Consider the following 15,416-nt stretch of genomic DNA (forward strand, 5'->3'; position numbering starts at 1 on the left):
CCTGTTCATAGGGACTCCCTTTTTTAACTTATAGATAGGCTATGCTTTTACACATTGATTTACAAGATTTTAAAACACACTCGGGATACACGTGTCATTTACATGTCACGTATCAATTATTTGGTGAGCCATTAGGTACAGCGCCTGTCGTGCTAGTAAATCATGCACTTACGGGAAACTCTTCTGTAACTGGAGAAAACGGTTGGTGGAGTGATTTGATTGGTGTAGATAAAGCAATTGATACAAGTTGCTATACCATACTTGCGATGGATATTCCTGGGAATGGTTATGATAATAATCAAAATCATCTAGTGCTTAATTATAGGGCATTTACTAATAGTGATATTGCAAAGGTCCAAATTGCCTTACTTGATAATTTAGATATTAAAAAAATCTTTGCCATTATAGGAGGTTCGCTTGGTGGTCAGATTGCTTGGGAACTTGCAACACAAAGACCTAACCTCGCAGAGCATCTTATCCCAATAGCAACCGACTGGAAAGCGACAGACTGGGTGATTGCACAATGCCATATTCAAGATAGTTTATTGAATCACTCTCAGAAACCTATCTATGATGCACGCATTCATGCGATGACTTTTTATCGCACGCCTGCCTCTTTTAAAGAAAAATTTAAGCGCACTAAAAAAGAAGCTTCTTTATATAATATTCAAAGTTGGCTAGATCATCACGGTAAGCGATTATCAGAGCGATTTTCTATTGCTTCTTATAAATTAATGAATCAATTATTGCTTACGGCAGATATCACAAAGGGTAAGCAAAGCTTTAATGAAGTAGTGAACCAACTTACAGCAAAGGTGCATCTTGTCGCAATAGATACCGACGGACTTTTTCTAGCAGATGAGATATATGACACACACCTTGCGCTACAAGAAACTGGAATTACGTCTAGCTATCATGAAATAAATTCCATCCACGGTCACGATGCCTTTTTAATTGAATACGAGCAGCTCGCTGCTATCGTACAACCTATTTTTCAAAAACAGTTATGTCACAAATAAATATAGTCATCTTTGGGATCGGTAATGTGGGGAGCACCCTCATCACGCAGATCACAGATTTTAATAAAAAAACTACAAATAGAAAGCTCAACATTTTTTGTATTGCAAACTCTAAGTTGGCGCTATTTAAAGATAACGTCACCTCTGGTTGGAGTTCTAATTTTGAGACCGCAGCGCAGCCTTATACGCTAGATGATATTTACGCTTTCGCGAAAACAATAAAAGAACAAAACGATAATGAGCACACGCAGGAGCAAGAATTTGTAGCCGTAGATGTGACAGCTAGCGCAACCTTTGCAAATAATTACATAGACCTCGTGGAGCATGGTTTTCATATTGTAACAGCAAACAAAGTTGCTAACACACTGTCCTATGATTTCTATAAAAAGTTGAGAGCATCTCTAGCGCTTAATAATAAGAAATTTGGTTACGAAACAAATGTAGGAGCTGGGTTGCCAATTATAGAAACTATTAAAAACCTCTATGAAAGTGGAGAAGAGATCCATAAGATAAGAGGAGTCTTTTCTGGATCATTGAGTTACTTGTTCAATAATTTTTCTAAAGAAGATAAAGACTTTTCAGACATATTATTAGAAGCAGACGCGCTTGGACTTACCGAGCCAGACGCAAGAGAAGACCTTTCAGGGAAAGATGTTGCTCGCAAGCTATTAATTTTAAGTAGAGAGATAGGCCTTGCAAAGGAGTTTGGAGATGTAAAAATCCAATCTCTAGTTCCTAAGGAATTAAATGGTAAAACTACCTTAACACAGTTTCGCGAAAGCGTAAAAACACTTGATACCATTTTTACAGAAAGTAAAAGTAAACTCTCAAGACATGAAGTGCTACGTCACGTGGGAGAACTCAATGTCAAAACACAAGAACTGGAGGTAAAACTAGTCCAAGAGTCTAAGTTTACCGCACTAGGTCAGACACAAGGAGCAGATGCTGTTTTTGAGATTTATACCGCTTCATATGGAGATCAGCCGCTTGTGATTCAAGGTGCGGGAGCTGGTAAAGCAGTAACGGCAAGAGGTGTTTTAAGTGATATAATTAAGATAACGCAAAGCCTTAATTAATGAGCAAGCACCACCCAGAAACACTTGCCATACGCACGCAGCTTGAGCGCTCTGTGCATCAAGAGCATGCCGCGCCGGTTTATCTCACTTCGAGTTTTGTATTTGACAGCGCCGAAGAAATGAGAGCCTCCTTTGCCGAAGAAAAAAAGCGTAACATCTACAGCCGTTACACAAACCCTAACTGTGCAGAGCTGGTGGAAAAAATCTGTTTGCTAGAGGGAGCAGAGCAAGGCGTGACTTTTGCCACTGGCATGAGTGCTATTTTTAGCACGTTTGCTGCCTTACTTGATAGTGGTGATCATGTGCTTTCGGCGAGAGCGATTTTTGGGAATACGCACACATTATTTACAAAACATCTACCTAAATGGGGAATTACTCATACCTATTTTGATATTACTGAGCTAAACGAGATCTCCTCAAAAGTACAGCCTAACACAAAAATCATATACGTAGAGTCTCCCACAAATCCTGCTACAGAAATTGCAGATTTAGAGCGTCTAGGAGCGCTTGCGCAAAAGCATAATCTCATATTTATAGTAGATAATTGTTTTGCAACACCTTATTTACAGCAGCCTATACACTATGGAGCAGACCTTGTAATACATTCTGCTACAAAATTACTGGATGGGCAGGGGCGCACCATGGGAGGAATCACCGTGGGAAGGGCGCAATTAATAGATACGATATATCGATTTGCAAGAGTGACGGGACCTGCATTATCTCCATTTAACGCGTGGACAATTTCAAAAAGTCTTGAAACGCTAGCGGTGCGCGTGGAGCGTCATTGTAAAAACGCGCACGAGCTTGCTATATCGCTAGAATCTCACCCTAAAGTGAAGCAGGTGCGCTACCCATTTTTACCATCGCATCCACAGTATGAACTTGCTCAAAAGCAAATGAAAGCTGGTGGAAATATTGTGACTATTGAGATACACGGAGGTTTAAAAAAAGGGCGTGACTTTCTAGATGCTATCACAATGTGCTCCCTCACTGCAAATCTGGGAGATACTAGAACAATCGTAAGTCATCCCGCAAGTACAACCCATGGAAAATTGTCAAAAGATGAGCGTGAAGCCGTGGGAATCACTGATGGGTTAATCCGTATTTCTGTGGGTCTAGAACATATTGAAGATATTAAAAGTGACATTTTTCAAGCTCTTAATCAATTATGAAAAGCCAACTCACACGCGCATTAGAAGAAAGAATCCTGGTTCTTGATGGGGCTATGGGAACCATGCTTCAAGCATATAACTTCTCTGAAGAAGACTTTAGAGGAGAGCGCTTTAAGGATTTTCACCTCTCTTTAAAAGGGAATAACGACATGCTATCACTCACGCAGCCTGCTGCGATTGCAGATGTGCATCGCAAGTATTTTGAAGCCGGAGCAGATATTGTGGAGACTAACACCTTCTCAAGTACCACCATCGCAATGGCAGATTATGAGATGGAGGAGTACGTGTATGATTTAAATTACGCTTCCGCGAAAATTGCTAAGGAAGTTGCTCAATCTTTTACAGAAAAAGAACCGCACAAACCACGATTTATAGCAGGAAGTATAGGGCCTACAAACAAAACAGCAAGCATGTCTCCAGATGTAAATGATCCGGGATTTCGTGCAGTGAGCTTTGAAGAGCTCAGAGTTGCTTATAAACAACAAGTAGAAGCCTTGCTAGATGGAGGTGTGGATATGTTACTTGTGGAAACCGTGTTTGATACCCTTAATGCAAAAGCTTGTCTTTTTGCAATAGAGGAAGTAAAGGAAGAACGCAACTCAGATATACCAATTATGGTGAGCGGTACGATTACCGATGCCTCGGGACGCACGCTTTCTGGGCAAACAGCAGAAGCTTTTTTGATTTCTATCTCTCACATTCCACTACTTAGTGTTGGCTTTAATTGTGCGCTAGGTGCTTCTCAATTACAACCACATCTAGAGGCTATTGCAAATGTCACTAACTACGGGATTTCTGCTCACCCCAATGCTGGCTTGCCTAATGCCTTTGGTGAATATGATGAAACACCAGAACAAATGGCGGCGCAGATTAAAAAATATATCGATAAAAACCTCGTGAACATAGTGGGTGGTTGTTGTGGCACTACACCTGCTCATATTAAAGCTATTGCTCAACTTGTAAAAGGAGTAACTCCACGATCAATAACCTTATAATGAATACTACACCCAGATATATGCGTCTTTCAGGCTTAGAGCCACTAATAATTACTCCAGAGAGTAATTTTATAAATGTGGGTGAACGTACAAATGTAGCGGGTTCAAAGAAATTTTTGCGGCTTATAAAAGAACAGAAATTTGACGAGGCACTATCTGTAGCTAGAGATCAAGTAGAAAATGGTGCGCAGATCATAGATATCAATATGGACGACGGCCTTATTGATGGAAAGGAGGCGATGGTTAAGTTTTTAAACCTCGTCATTGCAGAGCCAGACATCTCTCGTGTTCCTATAATGATAGACAGTTCAAAATGGGAAATTATAGAGGCTGGTCTTCAAGTCGTACAAGGGAAGTGCGTAGTAAATTCTATAAGTCTTAAAGAGGGTGAGACGCAATTTATAGAGCAAGCAAAAAAAATAAAACGATACGGCGCTGCCGTAGTCGTCATGGCTTTTGATGAGGTGGGACAGGCAGATAATTATAATCGTCGTATCGAGATTTCAAAACGTAGTTACGAGATTTTGGTTAATGAAGTCAATTTTCCACCAGAAGACATCATTTTTGATCTTAATATTTTTCCTGTGGCGACAGGAATGGATGAGCATAAACGCAATGCGATAGATTTTATAGAAGGCACGCGATGGGTAAGAGAAAATCTACCTCATTGTTCTGTAAGTGGTGGGGTAAGTAATGTGTCTTTTAGTTTTAGAGGTAATAACGCAGTGCGTGAGGCCATGCACTCCGTGTTTCTATATCACGCTATCAAGGCTGGAATGAATATAGGTATTGTAAACCCTGCTATGCTGGAGATTTATGATAACATTCCAGAAGATTTGCTAGTGCGTGTAGAAGATGTAATTCTCAATAGAAGAGATGATGCCACAGAACGATTATTAACATTTGCAGAAACCGTAGGCCAAAAAGAAATTACAGAAAAGGAGGCAGAAGCCTGGAGAACAGAAGATATCCAAAGTCGTATTACCAGAGCACTTGTAAAAGGAATAGATGCCTATATTCTAGAAGATGTAGAAGAAGCTCGCTTATCTGTCGATGTTCCTATTAAAGTGATAGAAGGTCACTTGATGACGGGGATGAATGTAGTGGGAGACTTGTTTGGAAGTGGGAAGATGTTTCTGCCACAGGTGGTTAAATCTGCTAGAGTAATGAAGAAAGCCGTTGCCTATCTCTTACCTTTTATAGAAGAAGAAAAACTTAAGAATGGAACCTCTGGTCAAAGTCAGAGTGCTGGAAAAGTACTCATGGCAACCGTAAAAGGAGATGTACATGACATAGGTAAGAATATTGTTTCTGTAGTACTTGCTTGCAATAATTATGAGATTATTGATCTTGGCGTGATGGTCTCACCCGAAAAAATCATCCAGACAGCGATTTCCGAAAATGTAGACGTTATAGGCTTAAGTGGTTTGATTACGCCTAGTCTTGATGAGATGGTATATCTAGCTAAGGAGTTGCAACGTCAAGATATTAAGATACCGGTGTTAATAGGTGGTGCAACCACGAGTAAGGCACACACCGCTGTAAAAATTGACACTCATTATAACAATGCGGTGGTACACGTAAATGATGCCAGTAGAGCAGTAACTATTGTAGGTGATTTATTAAAGAAAGACTCAAGTATCCTTTTTAAAGATCAATTAAAAGATGAGTATGCACGCTTTCGCGAAAATTTTAATTCAAGACAACGTATCAAAGAATACATAACGATTGAGCAAGCAAGGGAAAATAAATATAAAATAGATTTTAAAGCCGAAGATATTGTAGCTCCAAAACAATTAGGTGTACAAGTAATGGAACATTTAGATCTCAATAAACTTGTGCCTTTTATAGATTGGAGTCCATTTTTTAGAAGTTGGGATTTACACGGTAAGTACCCAGAGATTTTGACAGACGAAGTAGTGGGAACACAAGCCAGTGAACTTTTTGCAGACGCACAACAAATGCTCCAGCAAATCATTGCCGAAAAATGGCTTACTGCCAAGGCGACTTTTGGACTATTTAAAGCAAATGCAAATAACCAAGATGATATTGTAATAAGTCAGGAGCAGAGTGAAGATTCGGTAACATTTAGAACGCTACGCCAACAATCCAAAAAGGCAGCAGGAAAGCCAAATATCGCGCTGTCAGATTTTATTGCACCACTTGAAAGTGGTTTACAAGATTATATGGGTGCCTTTTGTGTCACGACAGGATTTGGAACAGCCGAAAAGGCAAAAGAGTTTGAAGATGCATTGGATGACTATAGCGCCATCATGATTAAAGCACTTGCAGACAGACTTGCCGAAGCCTTTGCCGAATATTTACACAAGGAAGTACGCACAAAGCACTGGGGATATGCCACCAGAGAAGCACTAGCAAATACAGATTTAATTAAAGAAAAATACCAAGGAATACGTCCAGCGCCAGGTTATCCGGCTTGTCCAGATCATTTGGAGAAAGAGACTATCTGGAAGTTGCTTGGTGTGGAAGAGTCAATAGGTGTTTCACTTACAGAGAGTTTGGCAATGTGGCCTGCGGCAAGTGTAAGTGGTTATTATTTTGGGCACCCTGAGGCGAGGTATTTCGGACTAGGAAAAATAAAAGAAGATCAAATAAAGGACTATGCGAGCCGCAAAAATATTGCTTTCGCGAAAGCGGAAAAATGGCTCACCCCAAATATAGCAGAGTAGATTATGACAAAAGTAAGAGATCACATAGCAAAAGCAATAGCAGCAAAGAGAACCGACTTTTCATTTGAAATCTTGCCACCTCTCAAAGGGCAAAATATCAACACCATTTTTGATAATATAGATCCGCTTATGGAATTTAAGCCACCCTTTATAGATGTAACTTATCACCGTGAGGAATACATTTATAAGGAGCGAGAAGATGGGTTGCTAGAGAAAAAGGTGGTACGCAAGCGACCTGGTACTGTGGGTATTTGTGCTGCAATACAAAACCGCTATCAAGTAGATGCAGTGCCGCACGTGTTGTGTGGTGGTTTTTCAAAAGAAGATACAGAGAATTTTTTGATAGATATGGATTTTCTAGGTATTGAGAATGTGATGGCTTTGCGTGGTGATGCGGTCAAGAGTGAGACTTACTACAAGCCTAATAAAAATGGAAATATCTATGCGCAGGACCTCGTAGAGCAAATTATTGATTTAAATAATGGCACCTACCTAGATGAAGATTTACAGAATAGCGCCAAAACAGATTTTTGCATAGGTGTGGCGGGTTATCCAGAAAAGCACCTAGAAGCACCAAGTCTAGAAAGTGATATTCATTTTTTAAAGAAAAAGCTAGAAGCTGGAGCTTGTTATGTGGTGACCCAAATGTTTTTTGATAATCAGAAATACTTCGACTTTGTAGATAAGTGCAGAGCCGCAGGTATTACAAAACCCATTATACCAGGACTCAAGCCGCTAGCGACAAAGAAGCAACTCAATTTAATTCCGCAACGTTTTAGTGTAGATGTTCCAGATGCATTAGTCATGGAAGTTGTAAACGCAAAAGATGCTGCAGCCATTCGGCAAGTAGGGATAGAGTGGTGTATCCAGCAAAGTAAGGAGCTCAAGGCCGCAGGTGTGCCCGTACTTCATTACTACTCTATGGGGAAGAGTGATAATATTAGACAGATAGCAGAGGCTGTTTTTTAAGATATGGTATTAAGAGTTGCCATTAGTTTACAACAATAGTGGCAGTACACGTGTTTGGATTTCCATCTAGAGTGATGGTGAAAACATCTGTTTGGTTTGTTGTAGGAGTTCCAGAGGCAGTGAGTGTAATCGTATTTATTCCTAAATTAGGAAAGATGCCTGTAGTACTAAAGCTATAGCCATTAGTAGTATTTGTACTTATTGTGTAGGGAGCAATGACTTTAACGAGCACATCAATAGTGATGGTATTGCTTGTGTTTAGAGTAGTCCCGCTTATATAGGTCCCATTTATTGCTGTTGACGTACAATCTAAATTATTCTCACCACGTTCGGCAAGGCATGTAGACCACGCAGTTCCTTTATAATACTGAAAACAATGATCGTCACTATTATATATAAAGAGTCCAGCTGTAGGTGAGGGTATTGCATCGCGTTCTTGGGTGGTTAATGCCGGGAGTAGGACTCCTTTGTCTTTAGATACTATATCTAGCGCAGCAGATGGATGTGGAGAGGTGGTGTTGATACCTATTTGAGCTAGGCTCACAGAAAACCAAAACAATGATAATAGTAATGAAAACTGTGTTTTAGACATTTCTTTACGTTTAAAAACTATTATCTAATATATAGTTGAACAGCATTTGAAGCAGTAGCATTTGCAGGAATACCTCCTCCCCAGGGATTTACACTTCCAATAGAATAAAACCAATTACCAAATCCTACAGAGCCGTCTAGATAAGTAGATCCTCCTGATGTTTCTAAGCCTCCCCAACCGCTTTGAGTCATATCAATACTAATGGGTACGTAACCAGCTACGGGGCTAGTGCCAGGTCCGCTTCTTGGATCAAAATCTTGTTTCCAGTGGTTTCTTAAATTAGATGTAGGATAGTAGATCCTAAACTCATAAGCGCTATCACTTTTAATGTCATCTAGTCTACTCAAAATAGAATATTTAAGTGTTGTGAGTCCTGGTAATAAAACATTGAACTCACTGGCTTGGGTGTCATTTAGCCAATATCCTCCTGCAATGTTATGATTAAAGACAAGGGTCCAACCCCCACCGTCATTTGTCATATCACAGTAACAGTCGTATGGTGCCAGCGGCCCAGTGCCATCTGTGTCAATAGTATATATGCCATCTGTTGTAGATCCGCTATTTCGATATTCTAGGCAGTTGCGTAGTATGGAATCTGTAGTGACGTCTACAGTACATAAGTTGGAATTTCCAGCGAGGGATATTGTAAAAGTATCTGTTTGAGTAATAAGCGGTATGCCAACACCAGTTAGTGTAACACTTGTTAAACCTGCATTTGTAAATACTCCTGCTCCTGTAAAACTATAACCATTTACGGTGTTTGTTGTAATCAAATAAGGGCCTACTACATTTACTAAGACATCTATGGTGATAGTGCTATTACCAGCAAGAGGAAACCCTGTAGCAAAAGTTCCATTTGCTACTGGAGAAGTACAATCTAAGGAAGTGGTAGGGGCTTCGGCAAGGCAATCAGACCATCCAGTTGCTTTATAAAATTGAAAGCAAGTACTATCTGTGTTATAAATAAATAATCCTTCTGCAGGTGAAACAATAGCATCCCTCTCTACGGCTGTCATTCTAGGTAGTAATAATCCACGATTAGAAGATGATATATCAAGAGCCGATGATGGATCTGGATTTGTAGTATTTATACCAACTTGCGCATTAGAATAAGAGATAGATAATGCAAAAAGGAATAAAAAAAAGAAATTTTTAAACATTTAATGAAGTTGAGGGATTTTTCTTTTATCAAAAATAAAGGTTCTTTATGTACTTGTAATAAATAAGTTAGGGGAATTTTGCAGAAATTTTCGGTGTGAATAGTCTATGATTTTTCGGTGTCGTTAAACATTTTAAAGCTCATGATGAGATGGAATTATTTTAGAATTAATATTCAATACGTGTATGCCAGTATTTTTTAATTATAAATTATCCTTATTTCTAAGTAGAGTTTTTTAGTACTTTCGTTTTAGATATGCTTTCGCGAAAAACTAAATACGGCATTAAAGCCTTAACGTACATTGCCCGTGAACAACGGGAAGATGCTTTGGTGCAAATAGGCACCATTGCTGAAAGTGAAAATATCTCTCAAAAATTCCTTGAAAGCATTATGCTTACGCTTAAAAAAGCGGGTTTCGTATCCAGCCGAAAAGGTAAAGGCGGCGGTTATCAACTGCGACGCGAGCCTAAGGATATCAAAATGGTTGAGGTCATGAGAGTACTTGAAGGACCCGTTGCCATGCTACCATGTGTATCTCTCAATTATTATGAACGTTGTGCAGATTGTAAAGACGAGGATGCATGTTCTGTTCATAGTTTAATGATTCAAATAAGAGACAACACACTACTCGTGTTAGAAAAGAACACGCTTGCAGACCTTGTAGCGGCTGCTAGTTTGTAGTTCTATTTATTAGCTTTTTCCTTTAAAATAGCAATTATTCTTGTTAACCTAAGTTAATAATTTTACATTTGCCGATTAACCCTAGTAATCCGATAGGAATAAATAATTCTGAAATGATTATCGATTCGCTTGTTTTAAAACAATCAAAAAATACTTCTAAAGAGAAAACTCCTGCTTCGGCAGAAAAACCTATGCGCAGTATTGTGAAGTCCATAAGCTGGAGAGCAATAGGGACACTCGATACAATCGCTATTTCGTGGTTTGTAACTGGTACGCTAGCCTTAGCGTTGAGTATAGGGGCAGTAGAATTAGTATCAAAAATGGCGCTCTATTTTTTTCATGAGCGTGTTTGGAATTTAATAAAATGGGGAAAATAATGAAGTTTACTCAAGAGCAAATAACACAATTTAATAGTGATTTAAAATCACAAAGCCCGTCAGATATTGTAAAATGGGCATTAGAACATGCTGAAAAACCTGTGATAACAACAAATTTCAGACCTTATGAGGCAGCCATCTTACACGTGGTTTCTCAGGAGTTTGATAAAATTAATGTAGTATGGTGTGATACAGGTTACAATACTCCAGAAACCTATAAACATGCAGAAGAGGTTATTAATCAACTAGCACTTTCTATTGACTTATATGTTCCACAACAAACCCGTGCTCATCGTGATGTAGTTATGGGTAATCCATCTGTCACAGATGAAAGTCATAAAGAGTTTACAGAGCAGGTAAAATTAGAGCCTTTCCGTAGAGCTATGGAAGTCCATAAGCCAGATGTGTGGTTTACTAATTTAAGGCAGGGGCAAACGGCACATAGAGATAATCTAGATATTTTAAGTTTAAGTAAAGATGGCGTTCTTAAAGTAAGTCCTTTTTATTATTGGTCAGATAGTGAGTTAGACAAGTACTTAGTAGATCATAAGTTGCCTAATGAACACAATTATAATGATCCAACAAAAGTTTTAGAACATAGAGAATGTGGTTTACATCTCTAAGCAGAGAGACATATGAAAGAGATATTAAAGACTAATGCACTCGAGAGTGAGTCCATTTATATATTTAGAGAGGTAGTTGCTCAGTTTGAAAATCCAGTATTGTTATTTTCAGGAGGGAAAGATAGTATCACCTTGGTGAGACTTGCTCAAAAAGCATTTTATCCAGCTGCCATCCCATTTCCATTACTACATGTAGATACTGGTCACAACTTCCCAGAGACCATCAAATTCAGAGATGATTTAGTAAAGGAACTTGGGCTCAATTTAATTGTACGTAATGTGCAAGATGCAATTGACCAGGGGAAAGTGACAGAAGAAACTGGAAAGTATGCCAGTAGAAATAGTCTTCAGACTACCACACTTCTGGATGCTATTGAAGAGTTTAAGTTTGATGCTTGTATAGGTGGCGCTCGTCGCGATGAGGAAAAAGCACGTGCAAAAGAGCGTATCTTCTCCGTACGAGATGATTTTGGACAGTGGGATGAAAAAAACCAGCGACCAGAATTATTCGATTTGCTTAACGGTAATATAGAATTAGGACAAAACGTACGCGTTTTTCCTATCTCAAACTGGACAGAGCTTGATGTGTGGAGCTACATACAACAAGAACAAATTGAAATTCCAAGTATTTACTTTTCACACACAAGAAAAACATTTGAGCGTGATGGAATGATATGGAGTGCTTCAGATTGTGTGTATAGAGATGATAATGAAGAGGTAGAAGATCGTGTGGTACGTTTTAGAACCGTAGGTGATATGACATGTACTGCAGCTGTAGCTTCTGAGGCAGTTACTATACAGCAGATAGTAAACGAAATTAAAGTAAGCCGTATTTCCGAACGTGGTGCCCGTATAGATGATAAACGTAGCGAGGCAGCAATGGAAAAGCGTAAACAACAAGGTTATTTTTAGATTATGGAAGTATTGAAACTGGCAACTGCTGGAAGTGTAGATGATGGAAAGAGTACTTTAATAGGTAGGTTGTTATACGACACGCAATCACTTACTGATGATAAACTTGAGGCTATAGAAAAAAGCAGTAAAAAGTTAGGGTATGATTACCTAGACTTTTCACTTGCGACAGATGGATTAGTGGCAGAACGTGAACAAGGAATCACGATTGATGTAGCTCACATTTATTTCTCGACACCTACTAAAAGTTATATTATAGCAGACAGCCCTGGGCATGTAGAATACACCCGTAATATGATTACAGGAGCGTCAAATGCTTCTGTGTCTATTATTCTCATAGATGCTAGAAAAGGCGTTATCGAGCAAACATTTAGGCATTTCTTTATCAATGCGCTTTTACAAGTTAAGCACGTGGTAATTGCAGTAAATAAAATGGACTTGGTAGATTATGATCAGTCTGTTTTTGATAGCATTAAAAATGACATTGATGCACTTCGAGCAAAGAGTGGTTATAAAGATCAAGAGATAACATTTATTCCTATAAGTGCCCTTACAGGGGATAACGTGGCTTCCGCTTCCGCGAAAATGGGCTGGTATGAAGGACCATCTATTTTAGAATATTTAGAAAACGTAACACCAGAAGCAGCGAGCGATACGCCTATGCGTTTTCCAGTACAATCGGTAATACGACCAAAAACCAATGCCTTTCATGATTTTAGAGGGTATGCAGGTAAGGTATATGGAAGTTCAATAGCGGTAGGAGACGAGATAACGGTACTGCCTAGTTTAAAGTCATCAAAAGTTCAAGACATATTCAGCTACAAAGATTCTTATAAAGAGGCCCAAGCGGGTAATTCTATAACACTCACGCTAGAAGACGATATTAATGTCACTAGAGGTGATGTTATTGTAAAGTCTACCGAAGTGCCTCAGCAAACCAAAGAGCTTACGGCAACCGTATGCTGGATGGATGACATGGTGCTTACGGCAGGTAAAAAGTACGAGCTGCAGCACACGACGCAGCGCATACTTGCAAAGGTGTCTCAAATACAAGAAATTATCCCAACAGATTTTTCTACACCAGAAACTGGCGCTAGTGAAGTGGCAATTAATGAAATTGCTACGGTACATTTTAAACTTGCCAAATCACTTTTTTATGATCGTTATACAGATCATAAGCAAGGAGGTTCATTTATCATTATTGACCCTATTACAAATACGACAGCTGGTGTTGGGTTTATACAGTAAGCCAATCATCACACTGTATAGAAAAACAAAGCCCATTCTTTAAAAAGAATGGGCTTTATCATTTATAGTTGTCTTAGTGTATTACTTCTTTGCTAAGAAAGGGTATCTGTAATCTGTAGGCGTTACAAATGTTTCCTTAATCATACGTGGGCTTACCCAGCGTAATAAGTTAAGCATAGAACCAGCCTTATCATTAGTTCCAGATGCACGAGCTCCACCAAAAGGTTGTTGCCCTACAACTGCTCCTGTAGGCTTGTCATTAATATAGAAGTTACCTGCAGCGTTTTTTAGAGCTTTAGTAGCCTCTTGTACAGCATAACGATCTGTAGAAAGTATAGCTCCCGTAAGTGCATACTCACTAGTCTCATCTACTAGAGTAAGCATGTCACTCCAATCTTTATCTTCATATACGTAGATAGTCATCACTGGGCCAAAAAGCTCTGTGTACATCGTTGTGTACTTAGGATCTGTAGTTACAATAACAGTAGGCTCAATAAAGTAACCTTTCTTCTTGTCGTGTCCACCACCTACGATGATCTCTGCATTTGCATCTTCTTTTGCTTGGTCAATGTATTTTGCAAGCTTGTCAAAAGATCCTTCGTGTATTACAGCAGTAATAAAGTTAGTCATATCCTCTGGAGAACCCATTTTAAAAGACTTCACATCTTCTATAACGTACTCTTTTACTTCTTCCCAGATAGAAGCAGGAATGTAACCGCGACTTGCTGCACTACATTTCTGTCCTTGGAATTCAAAAGCACCACGCGAGATTGCTGTTGCAACTTGCTTAGCAGGAGCACTAGGGTGAGCAACGATAAAATCTTTACCACCAGTTTCACCTACGATACGTGGGTATGTTTTGTAATTGTGAATGTTCTCACCTATTTTTTTCCAGATATCCTTAAATACATGCGTAGATCCTGTAAAGTGTAATCCAGAAAAATCTGGGCTTGCAAGTACTGTATCTGTAATCATGATAGGATCTCCGTGTACAACTTGGATTACACCATCTGGCACACCAGCCTCACGGAAGATGTCAAGAATAATCTTAGCCGAAAGCATCTGGCTATCAGAAGGCTTCCATACTACTACATTCCCCATAAGTGCACAAGCAGCAGGAAGGTTTGCAGCAATCGCTGTAAAGTTAAAAGGAGTAATCGCATAGATAAATCCTTCTAGTGGACGATATTCTAATCTATTCCAAGCTCCAGAAGTAGATTCTGGCTGCTCGTTATAGATGTCTGTCATAAACTGCACATTAAAACGTAAGAAGTCTATAAGCTCACAAGCAGCATCAATTTCTGCTTGATATATAGTCTTAGACTGATTAATCATCGTTGCAGCGTTAATCTTTGCGCGGTATGGTCCTGCAATAAGCTCTGCAGCTTTAAGAAAGATACCTGCACGTTGCTCCCATGGAAGCTCTGCCCACTCTGTACGAGCTTCTAGTGCTCCAGTAATTGCTTGGTCAATATGTGTTTTTTCTGCAAGATGATACTCACCTACCACTTTTTTGTGATCGTGTGGTGGAGTGATCGTGCGTGTATTTTTTGTGCGCACTTCTTTACCATTGATGTACATCGGTACTTCTGTGTGTGCATTAAATAATTCTTTATAAGCTGCTGCTACGGCCTCGCGTTCTGGAGAGCCTGGAGCATACGATTTTACCTCTTCGTTTACAGCAACTGGAACTTGAAAAAATCCTTTTCCCATGATGTTTTTTTTGTTTTGTTTTTTACGAGTTGTAAAGTTACAAATTTAAGATAGGATGATACAGGTCTTTGGGAAGAGTGTAACAGATGAGTTTTTTACGCTTTCGCGAAAGCGTAACTTAGAAACAAACCTTAGGAAACCTTACTATTCTTTTTTTCGTAATTTCACCCATTAAACTGCGACTTATCCC

14 protein-coding genes are annotated in these 15,416 nt (G+C 39.2%); 11 read left to right on the forward strand and 3 right to left on the reverse strand.

Annotated features, from left to right (window positions below; translation table 11 throughout):
* Nucleotides 1-41: 41 nt before the first annotated feature.
* From ACJJVW_RS09195 to metF, 6 genes are read left to right on the forward strand one after another with little or no spacing between them, the layout of a single operon-like run.
* Nucleotides 42-1,019 (forward strand): alpha/beta fold hydrolase, encoded by a 978-nt coding sequence (locus tag ACJJVW_RS09195; protein WP_405251411.1) that lies wholly within the window; start codon nucleotides 42-44, stop codon nucleotides 1,017-1,019.
* On the forward strand, nucleotides 1,007-2,095 hold the full coding sequence (locus tag ACJJVW_RS09200; RefSeq protein ID WP_405251413.1) for an aspartate kinase: 1,089 nt from the start codon (nucleotides 1,007-1,009) through the stop codon (nucleotides 2,093-2,095). Before ACJJVW_RS09195 ends, ACJJVW_RS09200 begins: the two co-directional genes overlap by 13 nt.
* Nucleotides 2,095-3,267: a trans-sulfuration enzyme family protein gene (locus tag ACJJVW_RS09205; protein WP_405251415.1), complete on the forward strand. Its 1,173-nt coding sequence runs from the start codon at nucleotides 2,095-2,097 to the stop codon at nucleotides 3,265-3,267. Before ACJJVW_RS09200 ends, ACJJVW_RS09205 begins: the two co-directional genes overlap by 1 nt.
* Nucleotides 3,264-4,262: a homocysteine S-methyltransferase family protein gene (locus ACJJVW_RS09210; RefSeq protein ID WP_405251417.1), complete on the forward strand. Its 999-nt coding sequence runs from the start codon at nucleotides 3,264-3,266 to the stop codon at nucleotides 4,260-4,262. The genes ACJJVW_RS09205 and ACJJVW_RS09210 overlap by 4 nt, the downstream gene beginning before the upstream one ends.
* Entirely contained in the window at nucleotides 4,262-6,952 is a 2,691-nt protein-coding gene (gene metH, locus ACJJVW_RS09215; protein ID WP_405251419.1) for a methionine synthase, read from the forward strand. Before ACJJVW_RS09210 ends, metH begins: the two co-directional genes overlap by 1 nt.
* Nucleotides 6,953-6,955: 3 nt before the next feature.
* Complete coding sequence (gene metF / locus ACJJVW_RS09220; RefSeq protein ID WP_405251421.1) at nucleotides 6,956-7,921, forward strand: methylenetetrahydrofolate reductase [NAD(P)H]; 966 nt, start codon at nucleotides 6,956-6,958, stop codon at nucleotides 7,919-7,921.
* 22 nt (nucleotides 7,922-7,943) lie between these two features.
* Here metF and ACJJVW_RS09225 read toward each other — a convergent pair whose 3' ends face one another.
* Both ACJJVW_RS09225 and ACJJVW_RS09230 read right to left on the reverse strand, forming a co-directional pair.
* Nucleotides 7,944-8,513, reverse strand: a complete 570-nt coding sequence (locus ACJJVW_RS09225; protein ID WP_298330197.1) for a hypothetical protein — start codon at nucleotides 8,511-8,513, stop codon at nucleotides 7,944-7,946.
* Nucleotides 8,514-8,533: 20 nt separating this feature from the next.
* On the reverse strand, nucleotides 8,534-9,673 hold the full coding sequence (locus ACJJVW_RS09230) for a fibrinogen-like YCDxxxxGGGW domain-containing protein (protein ID WP_405251423.1): 1,140 nt from the start codon (nucleotides 9,671-9,673) through the stop codon (nucleotides 8,534-8,536).
* 254 nt (nucleotides 9,674-9,927) lie between these two features.
* Between ACJJVW_RS09230 and ACJJVW_RS09235 the strand changes: the two genes are divergently transcribed.
* From ACJJVW_RS09235 to ACJJVW_RS09255, 5 genes are all read left to right on the forward strand, one after another.
* Nucleotides 9,928-10,353, forward strand: coding sequence for an RrF2 family transcriptional regulator (locus ACJJVW_RS09235; RefSeq protein WP_405251425.1), 426 nt, complete (start codon nucleotides 9,928-9,930; stop codon nucleotides 10,351-10,353).
* Nucleotides 10,354-10,466: 113 nt separating this feature from the next.
* Nucleotides 10,467-10,730: a DUF2061 domain-containing protein gene (locus ACJJVW_RS09240; RefSeq protein WP_204161766.1), complete on the forward strand. Its 264-nt coding sequence runs from the start codon at nucleotides 10,467-10,469 to the stop codon at nucleotides 10,728-10,730.
* Nucleotides 10,730-11,353, forward strand: coding sequence for a phosphoadenosine phosphosulfate reductase family protein (locus ACJJVW_RS09245; protein ID WP_339849240.1), 624 nt, complete (start codon nucleotides 10,730-10,732; stop codon nucleotides 11,351-11,353). Before ACJJVW_RS09240 ends, ACJJVW_RS09245 begins: the two co-directional genes overlap by 1 nt.
* Nucleotides 11,354-11,365: 12 nt before the next feature.
* The gene (cysD, locus tag ACJJVW_RS09250; protein WP_298330183.1) at nucleotides 11,366-12,265 is read left to right on the forward strand and encodes a sulfate adenylyltransferase subunit CysD; all 900 of its coding nucleotides are present in this window, start codon (nucleotides 11,366-11,368) and stop codon (nucleotides 12,263-12,265) included.
* A 3-nt stretch (nucleotides 12,266-12,268) separates the two neighbouring features.
* Entirely contained in the window at nucleotides 12,269-13,513 is a 1,245-nt protein-coding gene (locus ACJJVW_RS09255) for a sulfate adenylyltransferase subunit 1 (RefSeq protein WP_298330181.1), read from the forward strand.
* Between the two features lie 81 nt (nucleotides 13,514-13,594).
* On the opposite strand, the gene pruA is transcribed toward ACJJVW_RS09255, so the two are convergent.
* Nucleotides 13,595-15,226 (reverse strand): L-glutamate gamma-semialdehyde dehydrogenase, encoded by a 1,632-nt coding sequence (gene pruA, locus ACJJVW_RS09260; RefSeq protein WP_405251428.1) that lies wholly within the window; start codon nucleotides 15,224-15,226, stop codon nucleotides 13,595-13,597.
* Nucleotides 15,227-15,416: the final 190 nt, after the last annotated feature.

The sequence above is a fragment of the Dokdonia sp. Asnod3-C12 genome, from assembly GCF_045063975.1.
In the GTDB taxonomy this organism is placed as follows: Bacteria; Bacteroidota; Bacteroidia; order Flavobacteriales; family Flavobacteriaceae; genus Dokdonia.